This is a genomic window from Candidatus Zixiibacteriota bacterium (genome assembly GCA_040752595.1).
In the GTDB taxonomy this organism is placed as follows: domain Bacteria; phylum Zixibacteria; class MSB-5A5; order WJJR01; family WJJR01; genus JACQFV01.
In genome coordinates this window covers 129011-151680 of the sequence record JBFMGX010000004.1, presented here as the reverse complement: position 1 = coordinate 151680, position 22670 = coordinate 129011, and the positions used below count along the sequence as shown (strand labels likewise).

Genomic DNA, 22670 nt, shown 5'->3' with positions numbered 1-22670 from the left:
TCGATCAGTCTGTAGGGGCACGGCGTGCCGTGCCCTTTACCGACCACCACATCGGTCACGATGCCGGGCACAGCACGCTGTGCCCCTACAATCAATGCGGGACGCCGTCAACTCCAGGTAGCACGGGCACGGTGCTGGTCTCAAGCCCCTCATAGCGATCAACCCAACGTCGGATCCAAGATTCGTCGGAAGGACGACTCAATGTCGTCTCCCATCCGCTCCAATGTGAAGTGCGCCAGGAAGCGTTGCCGTCCCGCCTCGCCCATGGTGCGTCGACGTGAAAGGTTAGAGACAAGCTCATGGAGAGATGCGGTCAACGCCGATTCATCCTGCGCGGGAACCAGTAGGGCAGAATCGGGGCCGACGACCTCCGGAATGCCGCCGGTGTTCGAGGCCACAATCGGCTTGGCGCGCGCCATCGCTTCCAGCAGCACGTTGCCGAACGTCTCAACATGGGACGGGAGCGCGAGAATGTCGCAGGCATCGAAGTAGGGCGATGGCTCGCGCTGGTAGCCGGCAAACTCCACGACATGCTCCAGTCCGAGTGACTCGGACAGACGACGCAATCGCATATCCTCGGGACCGGTGCCGACGAGGACGAGGCGCAGTTGTTGAGGCTCGGATAAACGCCGCAACGCGGCGAATGCTTGAAGGAGGGTATCAACTCCCTTCTGGAGTTTGAAGCGTCCCACCCAGAGAATGACGATCTCGTCATCACGCCAACCCAAGTCCCGCCGGGTCTGGGCAACGCGGGACGCCGAAGGGACTTCGACCGCCCCGAGGCCATTGGGGATGACATCGATCTTCCCCTTCAACCAAGCATTCTGGGCGAGGCGCGCCGCCATGAATTGCGAGGGCACGATCACGCGATCCACACCGCCTTTCCCGGTTAGTCGATGGCGCATCCCGAGTCGCGGGTAGGGCACACCGAGGCGCCAGACGATCGGAATGCGCATACTTGCCGACGCCAACTTCACAGTGCGGATGTCATTCCCGAGCGCGACGACGGTCAGTTCAGGTCGTTCCCGCAACATGTAGCGCCGCGCTGCCCAGACGGTGACGGGATCGATCACCCAGCGAAACGGCCACCCCACGGTCGGCACCCCTGCGGCAGCGGATCGGGCCAGAAGCTCTCCTTTTGCGCGTCCGGCCACGGTCACACTCCATCCCCGGCGGTGCAACTCACCGGCGGTGATGGTCATCCAGTGTTCGACGCCACCCCAATCGGCTGACGAGTCACAGAACAGGACGCGGGGAGGCATCGGGTTCCGGAGTGGAGGATTCATCGGCGAACTGCATGGCATGGAGACGGCAGTAGAGTCCGCCTCGGGCCAACAGCTCCTCATGGCGGCCGCGTTCGACGATGCGCCCGCCATCGACCACGGCGATCAGATCGGCGTTGCGGATGGTCGACAGCCGGTGGGCGACGATCAGCGCGGTGCGGTCGTGGAGGAGATTGTCGATGGCGCGTTGTACGGCGAACTCCGATTCGGTGTCGAGCGCGCTGGTGGCCTCATCGAAGATCAAAATCGGCGGGTCCTTGAAGATCGCGCGGGCGATCGCCAAACGCTGCCTTTGTCCCCCGGAGAGGCGGGCGCCGCGCGGACCGATGACTGTGTCGAATCCTTCGGGGAGCGCCTCGATGAACTCCAAGGCGTAGGCGGCATCGGCCGCCCGGCGCAACTGCGCCATGTCGACATCGGGACAACCATAGGCGATGTTGCGCACGACGGTGTCATTGAATAAGACCACATCCTGAGTCACGACGCCGAGATGGGCGCGCAAGGAACGCACGGTGAAGGAGCGCAGATCGGCGCCATCGAGGAGGATCGCGCCCTCGACCGGATCGTAGAACCGGGCTAGAAGGTCGCAGAGTGTCGACTTCCCCCCGCCGGAGGGACCGACCAGCGCCACCGAATGCCCCTTCGGGACAGACAGGTCGATGTCGCGCAACACCCACTCTCCCTGCCCATAGTGAAAGCCGACACCCGTGTAGACGATTTCCTGAGTGAACGACTCCACGGGGCGCGCGCCCGGCAGATCCTGCACTTCGACCGGCGTATCGAGCGCGGCGAAGACGCGCTCGGCGGCCGCCTGACCCTCGGCGATCTTGGCATGGACATTCGCCAGGACCTTGACCGGTTGAATCATGGAGAAGACAAGGAATATGTAGGTGAGAAAATCGCTCGGCGACAGCCCGGCACCCGAAAGCACCGCGCGGCCGCCAAACCAGAGGATCGTGACCCCGGCGACGGTGCCCAAGAACTCATTGACGGGGGAACTGCCGAGACGGACGCGGGCCATCTTCACCATGGCACGATAGAAGGCGCGATTGGCACCGCCGAAGCGTCCGATTTCATACTTCTCCATACCGAAGGCCTTGACCACGCGCACGCCGCCGACCGATTCTTCGAGGATCGAGTTCAGATCGGCCATTCGCTCCTGGGAGCGTCGCGAATAGCGCCGCATGTAGCGCCAGACAATGGTCATTGCCGCGACCGACAAGGGCAAAACCAACAGGGCCAGCAGGGTCAGCTTCCAACTGATGACGAAGAGAGAACCCAGCAGCACCAGGACCAGCAGCGGATCGCGCAACAGGTGCGAGAAGCCCAGATCGAGCATATCGTTGAGGACACGGACATCGTGGGCGACACGCGAAATGATCTGGCCGGTCCGGGTACGCGTGAAGTACGCCAGCGACAGATCGTGATAGTGCTCGAAGAGCTGGTCGCGCAGGACGCGTATCAGCCGCTGTTGCACCAGCGCCACCATGAACGTCTGGACATACAAGAGGAGGTTCTTCAGCAGCGAGATCATGAGAATGGCGGCGCAGAGACGCGCGAGCGTGGCCACGGGATCGGGACGCACCACGAGATCGTGCATCCAGCCGAGCACGGCGGCCTTGATCCGGGCAAGAACGCCCTCGGAGCCGCCCAGGCCGGATGCCGGCAGAGCGATTCCGCCGGGGACAGAGACGTGCGTGCCGAACAGAGTGCCGACCAACGGGCCGACGAGCCAGATCAGCGCCGCTGAGAGGATGACGAAGCAGACGGTGGCCAGCATCGAGACCAACAGATGCCGCCAGTAGGGACGCGCATACGCCAAGAAACGCAGCAGGGGCGCGCGGCGCGGGCCGTTCTCGTGGCGATGGGATTCCCTGTTCATGTTGCGGTGCCGGCCCCGGCCAGCGGCAGCTCGCCCTGTCGGAGACGCCGTGAGCTTGAGGCGATTGTGATGACGGCATCGGCCACTGTCCCGGGATCGGGGGGTGTCGCGCGCCCGTCGAGCGTGATATCCTCAAGACCCAAGGGACGGTACTTCTCCGGATCGCTGGCCAGAAAGATCGCAACGACGCGGGCGCCGGCCGCGGCGGCCAGGTGCATCGGGCCGCAATCACCCGAGACGAAGACGGTTGAACGTCGCACCAGCGACAGGAAATCGGCGAGGGGCAAAACACCTGCGGCGGCGATGTCTGTCTGATCCCGTATCGCTATGGCGGCCCCGGTGTCGGCCGGTCCCCAGACCAAGGCGAGATTCGCGTCCAGCCGCGATTTCAGCAATTCGATGACGCGAACAAACTGCGCCGGAGGCCATTGCTTCCGGCCTCTGGCGCCGGGGTGGATCACGATGAAGGGGAGCGCCGGGTCCCAACCGTGCTCCGCGATGAACCGCGCGGCAAAACCGGTGTCGGGTCGCGGGCGCAGCAGTGGCCGGGGGTGTGATCGGATCGGAGTGACGGCGCGCAACAAATCGAGGTGCATCTCGGCGGCGTGGCGTGGTCCGACGGGAATGGCGACCGGGACTTCGTAGAACAGCCCGGCGTCACCGCGATCGTGCCCGACACGGAACTTCGCCCCCGACAACGCGGTCAACGCCAGGTGTGTGAACGATACCTCGTGATCCCCGGCGGCATCGAAGACCAGATCGAAGCGTCGTGAACGGAGTCGGCGGACCAGCGCCAGGAAGCCCAGCGGGTTGCGCGCCAGGCGGGCCTTCTCGAACGGGATGAACTCATCGGCGGAGGGAAGATGCTCGTGCAGATCCCAGAAGCGACGCCCCATGAGCAGCACCAGTCGGGCGCGCGAGAACTTCCCTTTCAGCGCCACCAGCAACGGCGTCACCAAGACCGCATTGCCGATGCGCTCATCGGGTTTCACGACCAGAATGCGCGCCACATGCTCCAGATCGGATGGCGTTGGCCGCGGTCGGGCCTTGGGAGCGGCGACGGACAAGAGACGGAGACCGAGGCGCTTGACGCCTTGTTCGAGGGTTTTCGTGATCATGGATACCGTCTGTTTACACCTTGACGACGATGGAATTAAGCCAAATCGGCACCCTCATGTCAAAGTCGTAGGGGCGCACGGTTCACCACGAGCGGCCGTGCGCCTCTACAGCGGACACGACATGTCATGCAGATCGTGGACAGGGAGCTTTCAGCCCCCTGTGGTGGGCAAAGCCCGCCCGATCTTCACGGTTCGTGCAGAGCACGCACCCCCGCGATTCACATTGCGGACAAAGGGCTTCAGCCCCTTGACGGTGGGCGGAGCCCACCCTACATCAGGCGTGGCAAGCCGTGCGCCCCTACAGCGGAGACGACGTTGGGGAGTCGGGAGGGGCGACGACGCGACCAGCGCCTACTTCGGCCGTCGCCGGCGGGCATAAGAGGGGAAGCGCTCGGCGAAGCGGGCATGTACCGCCGGCGGGACAAACCGGGAGACATCCCCCCCATACGCGGCGACATTCTTCATGATCGCCGATGAGAGAAAGGTGTAGCGGGCATTCGGCATCAGGAAGACGGTCTCGACATCGGGGGCCAGCGTGCGGTTGGTGAGCGCCATCTGGAACTCAAACTCGAAATCGGAGACGGCGCGCAGCCCGCGGATGATCGACACCGCCCCCCGGTCTACCGCCAGATCGGCGACCAGGCCGTGAAAGGTCACGACTTCGACGCGCGCGACCGCCTCGTGGGCCTTGAGCAATCCGAGTGAATCGACAATCATCGCCTGCCGTTCAGCGGCGGAGAAGACGGGTGTCTTGGATGGATTGTCCGCCACGGCAATCAACAGATGGTCGAACAGCGCCAGGGCGCGGTCGATCAGGTCCAGATGCCCGAGGGTGATCGGGTCAAAGCTCCCGGGATACAACCCGAGACGTCTCGTGGGTCGGGATTCGGTCATGGCGCACCGTGATCGGCGGATGACGAACGATCAGCGTGATCCCCGCCTCTGGACCAACGCCAGAGCGACATCACAGTATCGCCGAAGCGGCGGCTTGTCCACAGAGAAAACCCGACCGGCGGATCGCCGGGGAGATCCTTCTTATGGTGTTCGATGACGAGAACTCCCTCCGCCGCCCGGCAGTCGGATTCTGCGACGGCCGTGAGAGTCCGTGCCGCCCAACCCTCCCCATAGGGCGGGTCGGCGAGGATCACAGAGAACGACAGGCGTCTATAGGCCAGAGTCCGCAGAGCCACGGCCGCCTGCGCGCCATAGAAGACCGCTTCCGATTCAATCCCGAGCGAGGCGGCGTTTTCCGCCGCCCGCTTGAGTGACTTGCGGGAGGAATCGACGAACACCACCCGGGCCGCACCGCGTGAAAGCGCCTCCAGACCGAGTGTCCCCGCACCGCAGAAAAGATCGAGTACCCAAGCCCCCGCAAGCTCGCCAGCCAGGATATTGAACAGCGACTCCTTGGCGCGGTCGGAGGTCGAGCGCACCGTATCCCCGGGAACCGGCCGCAGACGCCTCCCCTTGTATCGTCCGGCGATAATTCTCAATCCTTGCCCACTGTTGTATCGGGACCTTCCCGGCCGATACTGTCGCGACCGGGAGAGGTGAAGCGCACCCAGCCAGCCAGTGCGGCAGCATTCTTGGGACCGATACCGCGCACTCGCTGCATGTCGGCCAGATCGGTAAAGGGGCCACGGGATTGTCGGTCTTGGATGATCCGCGCCGCCAATTGCGGCCCTATCCCAGGGAGCCGCACCAGGTCCGCCAGCGTGGCCCGGTTGACGTCGACCGACGTTTCGGTCGGCAGCCGCTCCCGTCCGAGCGAATCGTCGTGATCGGCGACAGTACCGGCGGAGCGCGGGAGTGACGGGCGGGATTCGACGTTGAGGACGACGTCCTCGATCACCCATCCCGGGGCAGAGGCCATAGAACGCCGTTCCCACCAACCGTAGAGCCCCAAGACAACAGAAATCGCCACAACGACCAGCAGCGCACCGACTTCTGTCCGCGAGAATCCACAGGGACCCGCACGGCGCGGGTCGTTGTCGAGCTCGGTCTCCATGTTTCTCGCTGCGAATGCGGCTATCCGGAATAGAGCGTTTCAATCAGGACCCGTCCGACCGACCGCAGTGATGCCGGTGAACAACGGTCGGCCACATCCTGCGTCGTGTGCCACGGCGCATATTCGAAATCGATGACATCAATGGCCGGAATGCCGCGCATCAGGAACGGAATGTGGTCGTCGAAGACCTCCGGGCCGCGACCGGCGGCAAAGGCCGTCTCACCGAGTCGGGCGGCCAATGACCAGACGCGATCGGCCAGCGGCCGCGCCAGACGCAACGAATAGGCCTCCTGAGGCAGATAGAGGTCCCTATCCCCCACCATGTCCACGACGATCACCCATTCGTAGCGGGTGGGAAGGTGCGCGGCGAAATAGGTCGATCCCTGGCACCATAGGCCCGGCGTCGTGCCGTAATCACCGGCATCCTCACCATCGAAGAGCACGAGATCGACACCGACCGGGGGCGGTATCGAGTCGAGGCCGCGCGCGATTTCGAGGAGGACGGCCACGCCGGAAGCGCCGTCGTTGGCACCGGCAAACGACTGGAACCACTTGGTGGAGTCGGGATCCATGTCCGCCCACGGGCGCGTATCCCAGTGCGCACCCAACAGCACGCGGCGTCCGGCGCGAGTTCCAAAGCGGGCGATGATGTTGATCATGCCGACCGAATCGAGTCGACCGGGGATTACGCCAGAGAAGTGCTGCTCTGTGACACTATCGGCGTAAGTGGCCAGTTGGGCGTGCAGCCATTGGGCGCAACGACGATGGGCCTCATCCCCCGGGACCCGCGGCCCGAAGTCCACCTGCGTCTGCAGATCGGCAAACGCACGCTTGCCGTCGAACGTGGGACGCGAGCGGGCACATCCGCCGAGGAACACCACGATGGTGAGTCCCAAGAGAAGGGGCCGGACCGCCCGACCGCGATGGCGAGAGCCGTGATCACCCGAACTCATACCGCGAAGATAGGAAGTCACGCCTGGGGAAGAAAGACACAAGAGACCACGACCCCAACAGGCGCGGAGTCGGAGCCACCGGGTCCATCGGAATCAGAACGTAAACTCTGCCCAGAGGGCGAGCGAGCGGACATGGGACTTGCGCCGTCCGGCCGACTGCGAATTTTCCGATCGGTCGGTCCATTCCGCACTCATGCCGCCGGACAGCCGGGTGGAGAAGGAGTAGCGCGCGCTGGTCGAGACGCCGAAGTCGGTGTTGCTCTGCGTCAGTTGGAAGGCGTCGGAGCCGACCGGTGCACTCAATGACTCGCCGGTCTTCCGCGTGAGCGTAACCGACAGCGACATCTGGGATCGCAATCTGATGGCGCGCAAGATCGGCAGGGGGATGCCGTTGGGCGAGCTGAACGTGTAGTTGGTCGTCAACGACATCCCGCTGCTGGACCCTTTGGTCTTGGCCGCGGAGAATCGCGGTTCGTTGGTGCTGGAACCCCGGTCCCACTGCATCGTGACCTGCAATCCCTTGCGTGTGGAACCGACGATGCGCAACAGCGGGCGGAAGTCCTCCGTGACAGTGTTGCCGTTGAGATCGTCGTTCTGGTAGCTCTTTTCTTTCTTGCGCGTGTAGCCGAAACTCGCGGAGGCGGTGCTGAACACCCAGCCGAGCGGCTTGAACCGTTCCAGGCGCTGCAATCCCGTCGTCAACGAAGGGAACTCGGTCCCCTCCGCGCGGGTGCGACTTCCGGCAGTGACGTTCTGCGTACGGCTGAAACCGTAGCTGCTGCCGAAGGTCAGGATCTTGAAGAAGTTCAACTGGTTCTTCACGCCGTACGTCTCGCGTCGTGAGCGTGAGTCGACCTGGCCGGTCCCTTGGATGCCCGTGGCAGACCGGGGCACCAGCTCATCCAGGCGCCAACCGAATTGATAGAACTGCGACGGCCGGTTGGCGAGATTCTGACGCGCATCCCGATCGGAGCGGCCATAGCTCAGACTCATGGCTCCGATCGGACTGGTCAGCCAGCGGAGCCCACTCAGTAGAGCATCCCAAGCACCGAACGCGACGAATCCTCCCTGTCCGGACGGCTTCGGCGTCGGCGCCGTCGTTGTGTCCTTCTTGGCATCGTCACCCGATGCCGGGCCGGCTGACTCGCGCCGCTGTGGACTGGACGGTCGGGCCTGAGTCGGGGGCCTTGATCGCCGCAGACTGAGGGCGTTCAAGAACTTCTGCAGATCAAATGTACCATTGGCCGACCAATTACGGTCCACACTGACGTCGTGGTCGCGCCAGACGCGGTCGATGTTGTCGGCGAAGGTCGCGGAATAGGCGAACGACGGCGAGAAGAACGAAAACAACTGCGGTCGGTAGTTCGACGTAAGACGTTGCGTGAAGTTCAACTCGTTACCCAGCCGGAGCTCGCGTGGGTTGACGCTGAGCTTGACCAGCTCCGGGTCCGACAGGTCACGCTGCGTGGACATGTCGTAGCTGGCGCTCAACGCGGGGATGGGCTGCAGGGCGACGGTCGAGTTGCCCCGGAACGTGCGGGTGTACGTATCGGTAGTCACGTTCTTGTTGTTGCGGATGCGGCCAGAAGTGCGCGCCACCGAACCGGACGCACTGAACGTGGTCGGCAGGATGGACAGCGGCGTGCCATAGACCCGTCGCGGCAGGAGCAAGAATCGTGTCCAGAACAGCGCCGGGAAGGTCAGCCGTTCTTTGAACTTGAGCGAGTATCCGGCGTCGGCTTGATACGTCTCGGTCTTGGAATACAGTGTCGTGGGCGGCGTGCGCGACCAGGAGCGGCCGGCGTTGAAGCGCAACGTGACCGCGCCGATGGTCGAGTTGACCAGCCAGTTGTGCGTCTTGGGGCGCACCTGAATCGGGAACGAGACCCCAACGCTTTTGAGCGTGGCCTGCTCGCTCTCCTGCCCGGCGCGGGTCAGGACGATGTCCGATCCGGCCTTCAGCCGCGGCGTCGTTGTGTTGCGCGTGGCATTGACCGCAACCGGCAGAGTGGCTCCCAGCGCCTCCGGGAGGAACTTGTGGAGATTCACGGTGCCGTTCAGCGTGAGGTTGACCCTGGTCGCCCCGGCCAAGACACTGCTGGTGCGTCCCTGCGTCAACTGGCGGAAGGCATAGTTCTGTCCCTCCACGACCGCCGTGAAGCCGAAAAGGTCGGCCATTTGGAAGGTCATACGGCCGGAGGCGGCGAGACCCGGATCCTTGCGGACGCCGGTCAGACGCAACTCGTCAATCCAGACGTTGCCTGAGCGGGGCGGTTCGCTGCCGTTGCCCAGACCGACAAGGCCCAACTCGCGGTAGGCGATATTGGCCAGACTGGGGTTGCCGTAGACGCCGTTGTGCGACGCAGTGTCGAAGTAGTTGTAGTTTCCCCGGGAATCCTGCCGGGTCGTGTCTTCCTTGATGGCGGTCAAGCGATCAAAATCGATCGTGACGGCATTCGCCTCCCAGTTGCGGTCGTGATCCGGGTCGTAGACGAGCGTATCAAGGTACTCGTAGTAGTCGGATGCATTCTGTCCGAAACGGAAGTAGAAGGCCATCCGGCCATCCGCCGCGCCGGAATCGGCGTGCACGAACAGGCGCAGGTAACGATACCCCGTGAAGTCCTCTTTGGCGGGGAGAATGGTCGCCCGGCCGACGTCGCCGGCCATGAAGTTGTCGTACTTGAGCAGGAGCGATTGCTCTTTCTCGGTGAACCGCGTGCGCGGATCGCGATAGCCGCTGACGCCGGGGGGAGAGAAGTAGTCCTTGTTCTCCTCGGTATTGACGACGCCGAGTTGGAAGGCCGGAGTCGGACCCGGATCCACGCGCCGTGTGGTGGCGGCATCCGGGTAGGTCCCCTTGCGACGATCATGGATATAGATATCGGATGAGTCGGCATCGCGCATCGAACTTTCCCAGGTGCGCTCGACGATGTCCACGGCGGCGAAGTAGATACGGGTCGTGGAATCGGCCCCGGAGAGCCACATCCGGGCGAATTGGATCTTGTTGGAGTCCGGCTTCCCCCCGGCGTCGGCGAACGCCGTGTACCAACGGGAGTCCCACAGGGGAATCCGATAGGTCTTCCAGACCAGTTGTTCGGCGAAGCCGGTCTTGTCGCCCGAGACCTTCTCCGAGTTCGGCACCAGCGCCGGATCGAGGGGATCATCCAGATGGACGGCGAATTCGTAGTAGCGGTTGATCTGGTCGAACTCGGATTCCCCGCCCAGATCCTCGGTGTCCGGACGGACGCCGCGCACCGGGTCACGCACGTTCTTCTCCGTGCCATTGATGCGCTCGTAGTCGTTGCGGCGGTCGATGCTGTTGTCATAGTCCCAGTTGTCTCCGGCGGGATCGGGGTTGTTGACCGGATCATACCCCTGCTCCAGCGAATCGGGAACGCCATCGAGGCCGGTGTCCTCGTCGGCGTCGAGAATGCGATTTCGGAAGGGGGGAACACCGCGTTCTTGATCCTCCGTGCTGAGTGTTCCTCCGCCATCGACATCCTCGGAGATGCGTCCCAAGTCCAGGTGCAGCACGCCCGGTGTGTGTCCCTTGGCGGCGACGGCCATGCGGAATTCGAGATACTCGGCGCCGGACTGAATCTGGGCGCTGCCGGGAAGGCCCCGCATGATTCCGCCCCAGGCGGACTTGGGGTCGGTGCCGGGCTCGATCGTCCGGGATTTCTGCGGACGCGATTCGAGGACCAGGACATGGATGCGGCGATCGGAGGCGCGATTGCGCTCGGGATCGCGATCATAGACGTCGATGTCTTCAAACTGCGTGTACGGATTGAACCAGATGAACCCAGGGTCGTGGAAGCCGCGGGTCGGGAGCGTCAGCGAGGGATCCTGCTGATCGACCGACGGCGGAGACGCGATCGACCAGGTTTCGCGCAAGACGCCGAGACTCTGGGCCCGTTTGGCACCCTCGAAATCGTCCACGTAGACCTGGTCCTTCGTGTTGGGATTCGGGATCGACCGCGCGACGGCCCCCTGGAAGTCGATGCGGCTGGGGGCCTCCGTCTTCACCAGCGGAATCGCATCGGCGACGCGCGTCAGGAACGTCGGCGACACACTCCAGTTCAGAAACTGCTCGGCGACCAGATCGCGATACGGTTCCTGGCCCAACTGCGCCGGGCGATCGGTGGCTTTGGTCCCCTTGTAGAGCACCGTGGTTCCGGTGCGGAAGCTCTGCCCGGCGTCGTAGCGCAACGAAGCGCCGAAGAGCGAGCGTTTCTCGGCGGAGATGAACGGCGAGTACTCGTAGTCGATGGTGACATTGGCGGTGGCGTCGAGCACCTCATCACGCAGGAAGGTGATCTCGCCGATGTTGTAGTCAATGTCGTAGTCGGAGCCGCGGTTCAGGCGGGTGTTGTTGTAGGTGACCACCTCCGAGCCTTCGAGAATGTTGATCGCTCCGAGGCGCAACGTGCGCGAGCGCTGCCGTGTCGTGATTTTGATATAGTACTTCGACGCCTCCAGCAGGCGCTGGTTCTCGGCCGTGTTGTAGAGCGCCGACACCGTGTCCGTGCCCAAGGCGGCGACATCAGCGAACGGATAGCGATTGGGGAAGATGAGCAAACCGGCCGAGCGATTGAGAATGGTAGGGTTGTCATCGACCTTGTTGTCGGGGTTCGATTGTCCCGTCGCGTTCACCGAGTCCAGCCCGAGTACTTGCAGAAACTGCGTGCCGTCGTCATTGCTGTTGGGGTTGGCACGATTGTCCTCGTCACCCCGCTGACCTTTGTAGATGTCCAGGGTCAGGTCATTATAGTCGATGTTGCGGATGCGCAAATCGTAGACGTTCTTCCATTCCGCGTTCCAGAGCCCGTCATCGGGGCTGGGGGAACTGCGTTTCAGAAGCTGCAGGCGCAGAGGCTCCCCTCGATCCAACCCGCTGAGATCGCCGAAGATGGCATCCGGCACCTTGTCATTGTTGGTGTCGATCTCCATGTAGTAGGCGAGGGTCTGGTTCTGGATGTTCTGCAGGCGCGTGGGAAACCAGACATAGAACTGTCCGGGCACCAGAACGTAGTCGCCCCTCCCGTCGGCGTCGACGAGACTCAATTGACGAAACTGCTGGACGACCGAGTCGCGGGAACCGGTGCGGTCCCGCCAATTGGGATAGGCGACGGCCTGCGGATTGTTGGGATCGATCGACCCGGCGCTGATGAACAGGTTGAAGGCGATGATGCTGTCGCCCGGTTTCCAGTAGGTCGAATCCCCGATCCTCGCCAGATCGAAGAACCGGTAGCGATCATAGCTGTAGTCGCGAACGATGATGCTCTGCTCGTTCGCGCCGGCCGTCAGGCGACTGCGCGTCGTGTTCCCCTTCTCCTGGGAGGCGATCACCTTGAATCCGACCGGTCCCACCTTGCCGCCGGCCGAGATCCCAAAGAGCCCTTGGATCTGCTGGCTGTAGCCGACAAATCGCGCGTCGGAGAGCGACAGCGTCGTGTTGCCCAAATCCACGGACTGCAGGACGTCGTCGTCATCGCCCTTATAGCGTAGGATGATGCGGTTCTCTAGGTCGGTCGTGCGCTTGGAGTCCTGGTCGACCTTGACCGATATCTTCGAGCCGACAGTTCCCTCGACCGTGAAGCGGGCGTCCTGCTGCATGGTCAGCGAGGGGAACCGGCTCTGACGGATCGCGGCGACATTGGCGGCATCCGTCCACTGCGAGCGACCGGAGAACAAGATGCGCCGATACCCGGAGACTTTGAGTCCCGCCCCGCCCTCACCGACGATGCTCTCCATCGCCGACGGGAGCGCCAGTCCGATTTTGAGCGCACCCCGCTTCTGGGCATCGCTCTGCTTCAGGAGCGTGGTCACGCGCGTGTTCCAGCCGCCGACCACGGCATTCTGATTCCGGAAGGCGATGTAAGTCTGCAGATCGAGGGAATCCGCCCCGACCTCGCGCGTCGGACCCAAGTCCAGAGCCCACGGGGAACGCGCACGGGTCGGCGGCGTCGCCGGCGCGATCAATCGACCGGCATCGAACGTGATGACACTGTCTTTTTGTGGAGCCGTGAGGATGAACTGTAACGAATCACTTCGCAACGGCCTATAGGAAAGGCCGGGGGCCGCTTTGAGGCAGACGGGAACCTGCCACGAGAGCAGGAACAGCGAGATAGCCAGACCGGTTGGTCGGCACGCTTTGAGCAATCTTCGATTGTGGTAACCGCGGTGCAAACGTTGCACTCCACCCTCATGGGGTGATCACCAATCAATCGGTATTATCGATAGATTCTCCTTCCATTTGAGGTGTCCAGAGAAGATACGCAAGTGTGGTGCCCATTTCGACGCAAATATACACGCGGCGGGCGCTTACGGCAACAAGAGCCCTCCTACCAACATGATCATACCCCTGACCGGCGGACCCGGACCAGTCAATCATGCGGGATCCCGACGAATCGTACCTCGTTGTCGAGCTCGATTCCATAGCGCTCCTTGACTCGCCTCTTCATCGAATCCGCCAATGCGAGTACATCGGCGGCCCGGGCATGGCCAAGATTGACGATCACATTGGCGTGATGCTCGTAGACGGCCGCATCACCCACCCGAAGCGCCTTGGCCCCAACCGCTTCCAGCAGTCTGCCTGCGGGGATCTTACCGAACTCGGCGGTCGGATCCTCGATGTTCTTGAAGTATGACCCGGCGGAAGGTAGATCCTTGGGGAGCTTGGTCGCCCGGAGCGACAGAATCCGGGCAATCTCGGCCGCAATCGCCCCTCGGTCACCCTGGGCAAGTTGCACCTGGCATGCAACCACGATCCACCCATGAGCACTACACCCGGAACGTCGATAGGAAAACTCCATCCCCGCCGGCACGATTCTGACCAGCTCCCCTTCTGTGGTCAGGACTTCGACCCAGGCCAAGATATCCGCCATCGACTTCCCATAGGCACCGGCATTGCCGAAGACCGCTCCACCGACGGTCCCATAGATGCCGGTGGCAAACTCCATCCCGGTCAGCCCCTCATCGCCTGAACGCTCGACCAGGTCGGCCAGCAGTGCCCCCGATTCACAGTAGATGTCGTCACCACGGCGCTCGATCCGCCCGGCGCGGTTGTGTACAACCAGACCACGTACTCCTCGATCGGAGATCAGAACATTCGAGCCATCTCCCAGGAGCGTCAGCGGGATGTCCGCGCCTCGTGCCAGTCGCAGCGCCGCGACCAGATCATCCCTGGTTTGTGCGGCGAAATACCATTCCGCCGGTCCTCCGATCTTCAGCGTCGTCAACGGCCCCAAGGGAACATCCGCCTGAAGGCGACCGCCCAACGGTCTGGCCCAAGGCGGGGACGATGTTCCGGTGATCTGATGGTCTGGCGAAGTCATTGGGAGTTGTTGGGATCGACGCCCTCACCACCGCCCCGGGTGCTGGATCGATCCGCTTCAGCACTGGATGAGGATGCCGCGTCGTCCGGTCGCTCGGACTCATCGAGGTAGTTCATTCTCAGCTCGAAGAGCGCATGTTCCAGAAACCGCTGCTCCTCGGCGGTGAGATTCCCCTGGCACTTCCGTTCAAGCATAGTCAACAGATCGATCGTGTCCTTGGCCTGAGCCAGATCGCGCTCGACGTTTCCGGTCAGCGGATGAACGACCTTGCCCAGTTGCATCATCGCGCTGGCCTGGAGCGAGGCGATCAGTCCCATCCACAGAGGATCTGGGCCAGTCATCGTGCCTCCATCGTGATGGAAAGTAGGGTGTGGGCGGCTTTGGCGCCATAGGGGAACGAGACTTCACGGGCTGAAGAGATCCCTCACTCCTTCGGCTGCGCTCAGGACAAGCCGATCCGCCTGCGGCGGATCGACCTGTCCCCCTCGACCCGGCTCGGGGCAAGCCGGAGGGAGAGGTTAGCATTCCCCCTCTTCCTTTCATGAAGAGGGTTGGAGTGAATTGCAGCGTGCACCGCCGGATGAACACGTATTCGGGCATGCAGTCGGCGCGGACATCACCCCCCTGCCAGCAGACGCTCCCGCGGCCCGAAGCGCCGCTTCCATTCGGCCCACAGCCCCCGGCGTTGGGGGCGATTCCTCATGGCGTCATCTTCGGCGGCGATGGCAAATGCCATCCGGCGCGCCGGTTCCAACAGCGCCGCATCCCGGACCAAATGGGCGATCTTGAACTCGGGGATGCCGTGCTGCCGCGTCCCGAGGAACTCGCCGGGGCCGCGCAGACGCAGATCGACTTCCGCAATCTCGAAGCCGTCCGACGTGCGGCACATGGTCTCCACGCGCTCGGTGGCGACCGGTCCGGCGGGGCCACCGAGCATCAGGACGCAGATCGACTGCCCTGGGCCGCGGCCAATGCGACCGCGCAACTGGTGCAACTGCGACAGCCCGAAGCGCTCGGCATTCTCGATGACCATGAGGCGGGCATCGGGCGCATCGACACCGACTTCAATGACCGTCGTGGAAACGAGGACGTCGAGCTCGCCCCCATAGAATCGACTCATGATCTCGGCGCGATCGCGCGCCGGGGTCCGTCCATGCACGAGGGCAACGCGGCGGTCGGTGAAGCGACGCGCCAAATCGTCGTATCCGGCAGTTGCTGCCTTCAGATCGAGCTTCTCCGATTGCTCGACCAGTGGATAGACGATGTACACGAGATTCCCGGCCGCCGTCGTGTCGCTGATGTACTGGTAGATCTTGTCGCGCGCCTCTTCGGTGCGCCACACGGTGCGCACCGTCCCTTTACGCGGCGGGAGCTCATCCAGAATCGAGACGTCGAGGTCGCCATAGAGGGTCATGGCCAGCGTCCGGGGAATCGGCGTGGCCGTCATGACCAACAGGTCGGGTCGCCTCCCTTTGGCGACAAGCTGTTCGCGTTGCGCCACGCCGAAGCGATGCTGCTCATCGATGACGACGAGTGCCAGGTCGGCGAAGTCCACACCTGAGGTCAAAAGCGCGTGCGTACCGACGATGACCCGTGCCTGGCCCGATCGGACCTGGTCTGTGACGGCCTTCTTTTCGCGTGTGGGAAGCGAACCGGTGAGCAGGACCGGGTCGATGCCGGCGGGCGCCATCAAGGTCGTCAACGTGTGGTGGTGCTGCTCCGCCAGGATTTCGGTGGGCACGAGGAGCGCTGACTGCGCACCGGCCTCCGCCCACTGCGCGAGTGCCAGCGCGGCGACGATCGTCTTGCCCGAGCCGACATCCCCCTGCAGGAGCCGTCGCATCGCCCGCTCACTGCGCAAATCGGCGGTGATCTCGCCGGTGACGCGTTTCTGGGCAGCAGTCAGGGTCCATGGAAGATGATCGACGATTTGTCGCGCCCAGCGTCCGACCGATGAGCAAGCCCGCCCATCGTGGCCGCGATCGATCAGGACCCGCCGCCGGGCCAGCGCCAGTTCCAGAAAGAAGAACTCATCGAACACAAGACGCGCCCGGGCTCTTTCGGCGCCGGCGAGCGTGTCGGGGAAATGCACCTGCGCCAGCGCCGCCGAAAGAGCGGGCAACGCCAGAGAGGCGCGCATGTCATCGTCGAGGTAATCGACGAGATTGGCGAGCGCGCCATCGATGACCGGCTTGATGATTCGTCGCAACGCCCGTGATTCCAAGCCGATCGCGCGCCAACCCTCTCCGGAGGGGTAGAGTGGGATGACCCGCGCCGTGTGGGTCAGATCCTCAATATCTTTGTCTTCCAAGAACTCGAATTCCGGATGCACGATCTGCCGTTCACGGCCCAGGTACCAAGTCACGTTTCCCGAGGCCGCCAGGATTGCGCCCTTCTTGATCGACTTCTCCAAGTAGCGCCAACCGGCAAACCACAAAAGACTGATCTGCCCACTCCCATCGGACAGGATCGCTTCAAAGCGGGATTTTCGTCCCTTGAGGATTCCTGTGGCCATCACGCGGCCGATGACGGTGACCGTCTCCTCCGCCGGAGCGGAGCCGATCGGCACGACATTGGAGCGGTCGAGGTAGCGGCGCGGCAGGTGCAGGAGCAGGTCGGCAGTGGTCTCGATCCCCTGCGTGGCGAGGAATTGGGCGCGCCGGGGACCAACACCCTTGAGGTAGGTCACGGGCTTCGTCCAGAGGCCGTCGTGTTCATCGGATTGGCGTGAGAGCACCGTCCCCTCCATCCGGATCGATAGGATAGGGAGTTCGGGCGAGGGCGGTTATCAGAAACTGGGGGCGATGTTCTTTCGCCCCTTCGGGGCTATGTGGTAATATCCGAGGTCAAGGGTTTCAACCCCTTGCTCCCGTCGCCCGTGGTCGAATCGCTGCAAGGGGGTGAAGCCCTTTGTCCTCCCGAGATGGTGGGATCGTAGAGTGGGCTCGGCCCACCATCAGGGGGCTGAAAGCCCCCTGTCCACCGTTCAGAGGACAGCGGGTTTTCAACCCGCTGTCGGTGCGTGCGGCTCGGCTTCCTTCGACCCCGCTCAGGACAAGTCGCTCGCCACAAGCAGAGCACGCACCCGACGCCTCTGTTCGCGAATACGTAGGTCGTAGCAACGCGCAACGGGCGGGGAATCTGTACGTCATTCCCCGCCCGTGCGGTCCAGAAGGAACCTCAGGCGTTCTCGTCGGTCGCACCGAGGCTTTCGGCGCGGATGAAGTGCTTCCGAACGAACGCTGGAACGTCGAGGTTGTCGGCGTCGTCGCCGGTGAGGCGCGGCTGCGCCAGAACATCGCTGTCGCCGCAGGAGAGTCCGGACATCGTTCCGCCATGTCCCGGCTTGCCGCCGACGAACAGGTCGATCGGCGACCCAGAGACACGCAACCGCAGGGGTGTTTTGAGACGGGCCGGCGTTTCGGGATGTTCGAGATGCTCGATGTCGAGGGCACGGACGCGCCGGCCGCCGAACCCGGTGGCGATGACGGTGACCCGGATCTCGGCGCCCAAGTGCGGGTCAATGACCGCACCAAAGATGATGTTCGCCTCGTCGCCCGCCGCCTCGGAGATGATCGAGGAGGCCTCGTTGACGTCGAAGAGCGTCAGGTCGGGACCGCCGGTGATGTTGACCAAGACGCCGCGGGCGCCGCTGATGGAGACGTCTTCGAGGAGCGGCGAATGAATGGCCGCCTTGGCGGCCGCGGCGGCCTTGCCCTCGCCCTCGGCACGCCCGGTCCCCATGATGGCATCGCCCATCTCGCGCATCACCGTCCGCACATCGGCGAAGTCGCAATTGATCAGCCCCGGCACCGTGATCAAGTCGGCGATCCCCTTCGTCGCCTGGTGGAGAATCTCGTCGCAAACGCAGAACGCGTCGGTCAGGCGCGTGGTCTTGTCGACAATCGCCAGGAGGCGCTGGTTGGGAATGCAGATCAAGGTGTCGACTTTCTGTTTGAGCTCCGCGATGCCGTCGTCGGCGCGGTCCATGCGCTTCTTTCCCTCGAAGGCGAAGGGTTTGGTGACGATCCCGACGGTCAGCGCGCCCTGCAGCTTGGCCAGCTCGGCGATCACCGGAGCCGCGCCGGTTCCGGTGCCGCCGCCCATGCCGGCGGTGACAAAGACCATGTCGGCGCCCGCCAACGCCGCGCTGACGAGGTCGCGATCCTCCTCGATGGCCCGACGCCCGACGTCGGGATCGGCCCCGGCCCCCAGCCCGCGCGTGACCTGCCCGCCGATCTGGATGCGGCAATCGGCGCGCGAGTGTTCCAGGTCCTGCGCGTCGGTGTTGATCGCCAGAAACTCGACCCCCGTCAATCCGGCGGCGATCATCCGGTTGACGGCATTGCCGCCGGCGCCGCCGACGCCGATCACTTTCAGCTTCGCCGAAGCGTCCCCTTCGCCTGCGAATTCGAATGTCATGCCTGCCCCCTTGCGAGATTGGTGATTATTGATTATAGTTCATTAGATATGTTTTTGTATAGTTTATTATATAGTTACATGCGGCGGCACCGCGATCCCGCTCCGATCCTCAGATGAACTCGGACAGCACATGGGAGATCCGACTGGCCAGGCGCCGAAACGCTCCGCGCGGCGGCGGCGCGCTGCGCGCCGCCCTGGCGGCCAGACGGACCAAGCCGACGGCGGCGGCATCGGCCGGCGTCCCGGCGACATCCGTCAGTCCCAAGAGGCCGACGGGCCGTCCCACGCGCACCGGGAGGTCGAAGATGCGTTCGGCCAGTTCCGTGGCCCCCGCCACGGCGGCGCCTCCCCCCGTCAGAACGATCCCCGAGGTGAGGTGATCGGTCGACGGGGCCTTGCGAATCTCAGACTTGGCCAACTGGAAGATCTCCTCCAGTCGGGGCCCGACGATGGCCGCAATGACCCGTCGTGAAATCGCGCGCGACGGCTGATCGCCGACGACCGGAACAAGCAACGGTTCGTCGTCATCGCCGGCATCGACCGCGAGTGCGCCCAATTCGATCTTCAGCCGCTCGGCCTCATCCACCGGGGTGCGCAGACCGATCGCCAGGTCATTGGTCACGTGACGACCACCCAAGGGGAGACTGCCGGTGTGGCGCACGGCGTCGTCAGCGATCACGACCACGTCGGTCAATGTCGCACCGATGTCGACCAGCGCGACGCCCATTTCACGCTCGCGCTCGGTCAAGACCGCCTCCGCCGCCGCCAGGGACGACAGCGTCAGCGATCCGAGCTCGTAGCCGGCCTTTTCGATGCAATGGTGGATGTTGCCGACCGCCAGGGCCGATCCGGTGACGATGTGCACCGCGGCTTCGAGCCGCGCGCCGGTCATGCCGATGGGGTCCTTGATCCCACCCTGATCGTCGACCAGGAACTCCTGGGCCAGGACATGCAGGACTTCGCGGTCGGGTGGGACGGGAATCGCGCGGGCCGCCTGCATGACGCGATCCACATCACCGCTGTCGATCGGATCACCGCGATGCGCCACGGCGACGACGCCACGCGAATTGAGACTGCGCACATGATCGCCGCCGATGTTGACGTGCAACGCACCGGCCGACCCGCCGGCCATCATCTCGGCCGCGGCGACGGCGCGAGCGATCGCTTCCGTGGTCCGCTCCAGATCGACAATGACGCCCCGGCGAAGCCCGGTGGCCGGGGTTCGTCCCACTCCGACGATCTTCCAGGTCTCCCCCTCCACCCACTCGGCCAAGAGGGCGGTGATCGACGCTGTCCCGATGTCCAGGGCGGCGAATGCCGGTGGTTGCTCGTTCATGTTGTTCCTTTCGCGCTTGGGCGCGCCCGGGAAGGGCGAGTTTTTGTCGTGTTGGTCCCGGCAGAAACCGCACCGGAGATGGCCGGCCGCGACCGGCCCGCCGCTCTGTCGGTCGTCAGCGAATCGGCGGCGGCGGAATCGGATGGTTCCGCCAGCGGCCGCACAGCGATCAATCCACCGAACCGCGCGTCGATCAGACAGGGATGCAACAGGAGCGAATCGCTTCGTTCCAAAAGCCCCGCGACAGCCGCGGCGCGCCCCCTCAATCCGGATTTGCCCAGAAGGACGCGCGTCCGGCCGTCGGCGGCGATCATCGTCCACCCAGCATCGGCCGTATGCGACCACTCAGAGATCGCGTGCTGATAGCGCTCGTCGGCGTCCACAACCTCCGCCCATGACCCGGCGGCGAGCTTCGCCTGTTGCCCCAGACCGCGGTCGTCAGCGGAACCGGTCTCGGCGCGCCAGATGGGCAGCGCGGGCAGGCCGGGTCGCTCCGTCATGAGGGCACCGCTGACGGCGACCGCCAGAGGAGCGGCATGGGAAACCCCATCCGCCCGGAGCACGGGGAGAATCGGCACCAGACGGACAGCGAGTGTGCCCGGCCATTGCAGTCTGACTTGGCAGAGCGCCCGATCGTTGAACACTGCCGCCAACTGACGATCGATGGCGTCGATGTCCGTGCGGAACAAGTTCGAGTCAGGGGGTAGAGGCACGGAGGCGACGACCTCGTCGCGCCAAGCCGGCGGCCCATCGACAATGATCGCACCAACCCGGACCAGCGGCCAGTGCCAGAGCGCTGCGATGACACCGAGGGCTGTCATGTCAAAAGCGAGCGCCCACAACCGCCATTTCCACCGGCCCAGTAGGCCGTGGTGAGGGCGTGGCAGTGCGCCCGTTGCGGCAGTTGCCATGGTCCGGTGGGTCTCCATCAGCCCTTCACGAATTCGGGTTGCAGGCGCGCCAGGATTTCCGGACCGGTCCGATAGATCGATCCGGCGCCGATGGTCATCACCAAGTCTCCCGGCCGGGCGCGTTCCGCCACACGCTCGGGGATGGTTTCCAAGCGATCGGCCACGATGCAGCCGAGTGGGAACGTCTCGTGGGCGAGCGGCGCTGCGATCAGTTGCGATGTCACGCCCGGAATCGGCTGCTCCCGGGCCGCATAGATGGGAGCCAGGATCACGCCGTCGGCCAGCGACAAGGCGGACGCGAATTGGTGCTGGAAGTGCTGTGTGCGCGAATACAGGTGGGGCTGGAAGATCACCAGGAGGCGTCCTTTGCCCTCCAGCCACGCCCGACCAGCCGTCAGCGCCGCGCGCAGTTCGGTCGGGTGGTGGGCATAGTCATCGACAACGGTGATGTCGCCGACCGATCCCTTGATCTCGAAGCGACGGCCGACGCTCGTGAAGCTCGCCAGCGCCTCGTGGATCGCGGTGAAGGGGACTTCGAGTTCCAGCGCCACCGCACAGGCGGCCAGGGCATTCTCCGCATTGTGACGTCCCGGCAGGGGAACATCAATCACACCCAGATTCGCACCGTCGCACACCAACTCGAAGCGACTGGATCGAGCGGAGACACTCAGTGCGGCGGCGACGACATCCGCGGGACCGCCGACCCCGTAGGCGCGATGGCGCCGGTTGATGCGCGGCGCAATCGCCGCCAAGGCCGGAGACAGCGCATTCGTCAGCACCGTTCCATAGAAAGGAACGCGCTGAAAGAACATCAGGAAATTCTCCTGCAGGTCGGCCAAGTCGGCATAACAGTCGAGGTGATCCTCCTCCAGATTCGTCGCCAAGGCCACGGTGGGATGCAGCACCAGGAACGAATGATCGTATTCGTCGGCCTCGGCGACGAGATACTGGCTTTGACCCAACTGGGCATTGGCGTCGAGATTGACCAACCGCCCGCCCACGATGATCGTGGGATCGAAACCGGCGCGCGTGAGGATGTGACCGATCATCGACGTCGTGGTGGTCTTGCCGTGCGTGCCGGCGATGCCGATCGAGAACTTCAGGCGCATCAATTCGCCGAGCATCTCGGCGCGGCGAATGACCGGGATGTGCGCCGCGCGCGCGGCGCGCGCCTCGGGGTTGTCCTCGCCGACCGCCGAGGAGATCACAACGACATCGGCACCGGCGATGTGGCCGGGATCATGGCCGATCGCACAGGGGATTCCCAGCGAGCGCAGATGCATCGTCGTCTCGGACTCGGCCAGATCGGAACCGGAGACGACAAAGCCGGTGGCGGCGAGAATCTCGGCGATCCCGGACATTCCCGCGCCGCCGATGCCGACGAAGTGCAGTCTCTTGACGCGACGATTCCACATGGTGT

At 64.0% G+C, this 22670-nt stretch carries 15 protein-coding genes; all 15 read right to left on the bottom strand.

Going from position 1 to position 22670, the window contains the following annotated elements; translation table 11 throughout:
• Positions 1–158 precede the first annotated feature (158 nt).
• Positions 159–1262, bottom strand: coding sequence for a glycosyltransferase (locus AB1792_01080; GenBank protein MEW5700809.1), 1104 nt, complete (start codon positions 1260–1262; stop codon positions 159–161).
• Entirely contained in the window at positions 1237–3165 is a 1929-nt protein-coding gene (locus AB1792_01075) for an ABC transporter ATP-binding protein (protein MEW5700808.1), read from the bottom strand. The genes AB1792_01080 and AB1792_01075 overlap by 26 nt, the downstream gene beginning before the upstream one ends.
• A complete protein-coding gene (locus tag AB1792_01070; protein MEW5700807.1) occupies positions 3162–4283 on the bottom strand; it encodes a glycosyltransferase family 9 protein in 1122 nt (373 codons plus the stop codon). The genes AB1792_01075 and AB1792_01070 overlap by 4 nt, the downstream gene beginning before the upstream one ends.
• Positions 4284–4634: 351 nt before the next feature.
• Positions 4635–5177 (bottom strand): pantetheine-phosphate adenylyltransferase, encoded by a 543-nt coding sequence (gene coaD, locus AB1792_01065; GenBank protein MEW5700806.1) that lies wholly within the window; start codon positions 5175–5177, stop codon positions 4635–4637.
• The gene (gene rsmD, locus AB1792_01060; GenBank protein ID MEW5700805.1) at positions 5174–5776 is read right to left on the bottom strand and encodes a 16S rRNA (guanine(966)-N(2))-methyltransferase RsmD; all 603 of its coding nucleotides are present in this window, start codon (positions 5774–5776) and stop codon (positions 5174–5176) included. The genes coaD and rsmD overlap by 4 nt, the downstream gene beginning before the upstream one ends.
• The gene (locus AB1792_01055; GenBank protein ID MEW5700804.1) at positions 5773–6291 is read right to left on the bottom strand and encodes a helix-hairpin-helix domain-containing protein; all 519 of its coding nucleotides are present in this window, start codon (positions 6289–6291) and stop codon (positions 5773–5775) included. Before AB1792_01055 ends, rsmD begins: the two co-directional genes overlap by 4 nt.
• Positions 6292–6311: 20 nt before the next feature.
• A complete protein-coding gene (locus AB1792_01050; protein ID MEW5700803.1) occupies positions 6312–7187 on the bottom strand; it encodes a M28 family peptidase in 876 nt (291 codons plus the stop codon).
• 150 nt (positions 7188–7337) lie between these two features.
• Positions 7338–13442: a cell surface protein SprA gene (sprA, locus tag AB1792_01045; GenBank protein ID MEW5700802.1), complete on the bottom strand. Its 6105-nt coding sequence runs from the start codon at positions 13440–13442 to the stop codon at positions 7338–7340.
• A gap of 188 nt (positions 13443–13630) precedes the next feature.
• Positions 13631–14581, bottom strand: coding sequence for a UDP-N-acetylmuramate dehydrogenase (gene murB, locus AB1792_01040; GenBank protein MEW5700801.1), 951 nt, complete (start codon positions 14579–14581; stop codon positions 13631–13633).
• Entirely contained in the window at positions 14578–14922 is a 345-nt protein-coding gene (locus AB1792_01035; GenBank protein MEW5700800.1) for a DUF1844 domain-containing protein, read from the bottom strand. The genes murB and AB1792_01035 overlap by 4 nt, the downstream gene beginning before the upstream one ends.
• Before the next feature lie 275 nt (positions 14923–15197).
• On the bottom strand, positions 15198–17318 hold the full coding sequence (gene recG, locus AB1792_01030; protein MEW5700799.1) for an ATP-dependent DNA helicase RecG: 2121 nt from the start codon (positions 17316–17318) through the stop codon (positions 15198–15200).
• Between the two features lie 443 nt (positions 17319–17761).
• Positions 17762–19003 carry a cell division protein FtsZ gene (gene ftsZ / locus AB1792_01025; protein ID MEW5700798.1) on the bottom strand — a complete coding sequence of 414 codons (1242 nt, stop codon included), beginning with the start codon at positions 19001–19003 and terminating at the stop codon, positions 17762–17764.
• 109 nt (positions 19004–19112) lie between these two features.
• The gene (gene ftsA / locus AB1792_01020) at positions 19113–20339 is read right to left on the bottom strand and encodes a cell division protein FtsA (GenBank protein MEW5700797.1); all 1227 of its coding nucleotides are present in this window, start codon (positions 20337–20339) and stop codon (positions 19113–19115) included.
• Positions 20336–21250, bottom strand: coding sequence for a hypothetical protein (locus AB1792_01015; GenBank protein MEW5700796.1), 915 nt, complete (start codon positions 21248–21250; stop codon positions 20336–20338). The genes ftsA and AB1792_01015 overlap by 4 nt, the downstream gene beginning before the upstream one ends.
• Before the next feature lie 17 nt (positions 21251–21267).
• Complete coding sequence (murC, locus tag AB1792_01010) at positions 21268–22665, bottom strand: UDP-N-acetylmuramate--L-alanine ligase (GenBank protein ID MEW5700795.1); 1398 nt, start codon at positions 22663–22665, stop codon at positions 21268–21270.
• Positions 22666–22670 lie beyond the last annotated feature (5 nt).

Bases quoted from the DNA above. Each gene is read 5' to 3' on its own strand.
- AB1792_01080 (MEW5700809.1), bottom strand. From the start codon at position 1,262: ATGCCTCCCCGCGTCCTGTTCTGTGACTCGTCAGCCGATTGGGGTGGC.
- AB1792_01075 (MEW5700808.1), bottom strand. From the start codon at position 3,165: ATGAACAGGGAATCCCATCGCCACGAGAACGGCCCGCGCCGCGCGCCC.
- AB1792_01070 (MEW5700807.1), bottom strand. From the start codon at position 4,283: ATGATCACGAAAACCCTCGAACAAGGCGTCAAGCGCCTCGGTCTCCGT.
- coaD (MEW5700806.1), bottom strand. From the start codon at position 5,177: ATGACCGAATCCCGACCCACGAGACGTCTCGGGTTGTATCCCGGGAGC.
- AB1792_01055 (MEW5700804.1), bottom strand. From the start codon at position 6,291: ATGGAGACCGAGCTCGACAACGACCCGCGCCGTGCGGGTCCCTGTGGA.
- murB (MEW5700801.1), bottom strand. From the start codon at position 14,581: ATGACTTCGCCAGACCATCAGATCACCGGAACATCGTCCCCGCCTTGG.
- AB1792_01035 (MEW5700800.1), bottom strand. From the start codon at position 14,922: ATGACTGGCCCAGATCCTCTGTGGATGGGACTGATCGCCTCGCTCCAG.
- ftsZ (MEW5700798.1), bottom strand. From the start codon at position 19,003: ATGACATTCGAATTCGCAGGCGAAGGGGACGCTTCGGCGAAGCTGAAA.
- ftsA (MEW5700797.1), bottom strand. From the start codon at position 20,339: ATGAACGAGCAACCACCGGCATTCGCCGCCCTGGACATCGGGACAGCG.
- AB1792_01015 (MEW5700796.1), bottom strand. From the start codon at position 21,250: ATGGCAACTGCCGCAACGGGCGCACTGCCACGCCCTCACCACGGCCTA.
- murC (MEW5700795.1), bottom strand. From the start codon at position 22,665: ATGTGGAATCGTCGCGTCAAGAGACTGCACTTCGTCGGCATCGGCGGC.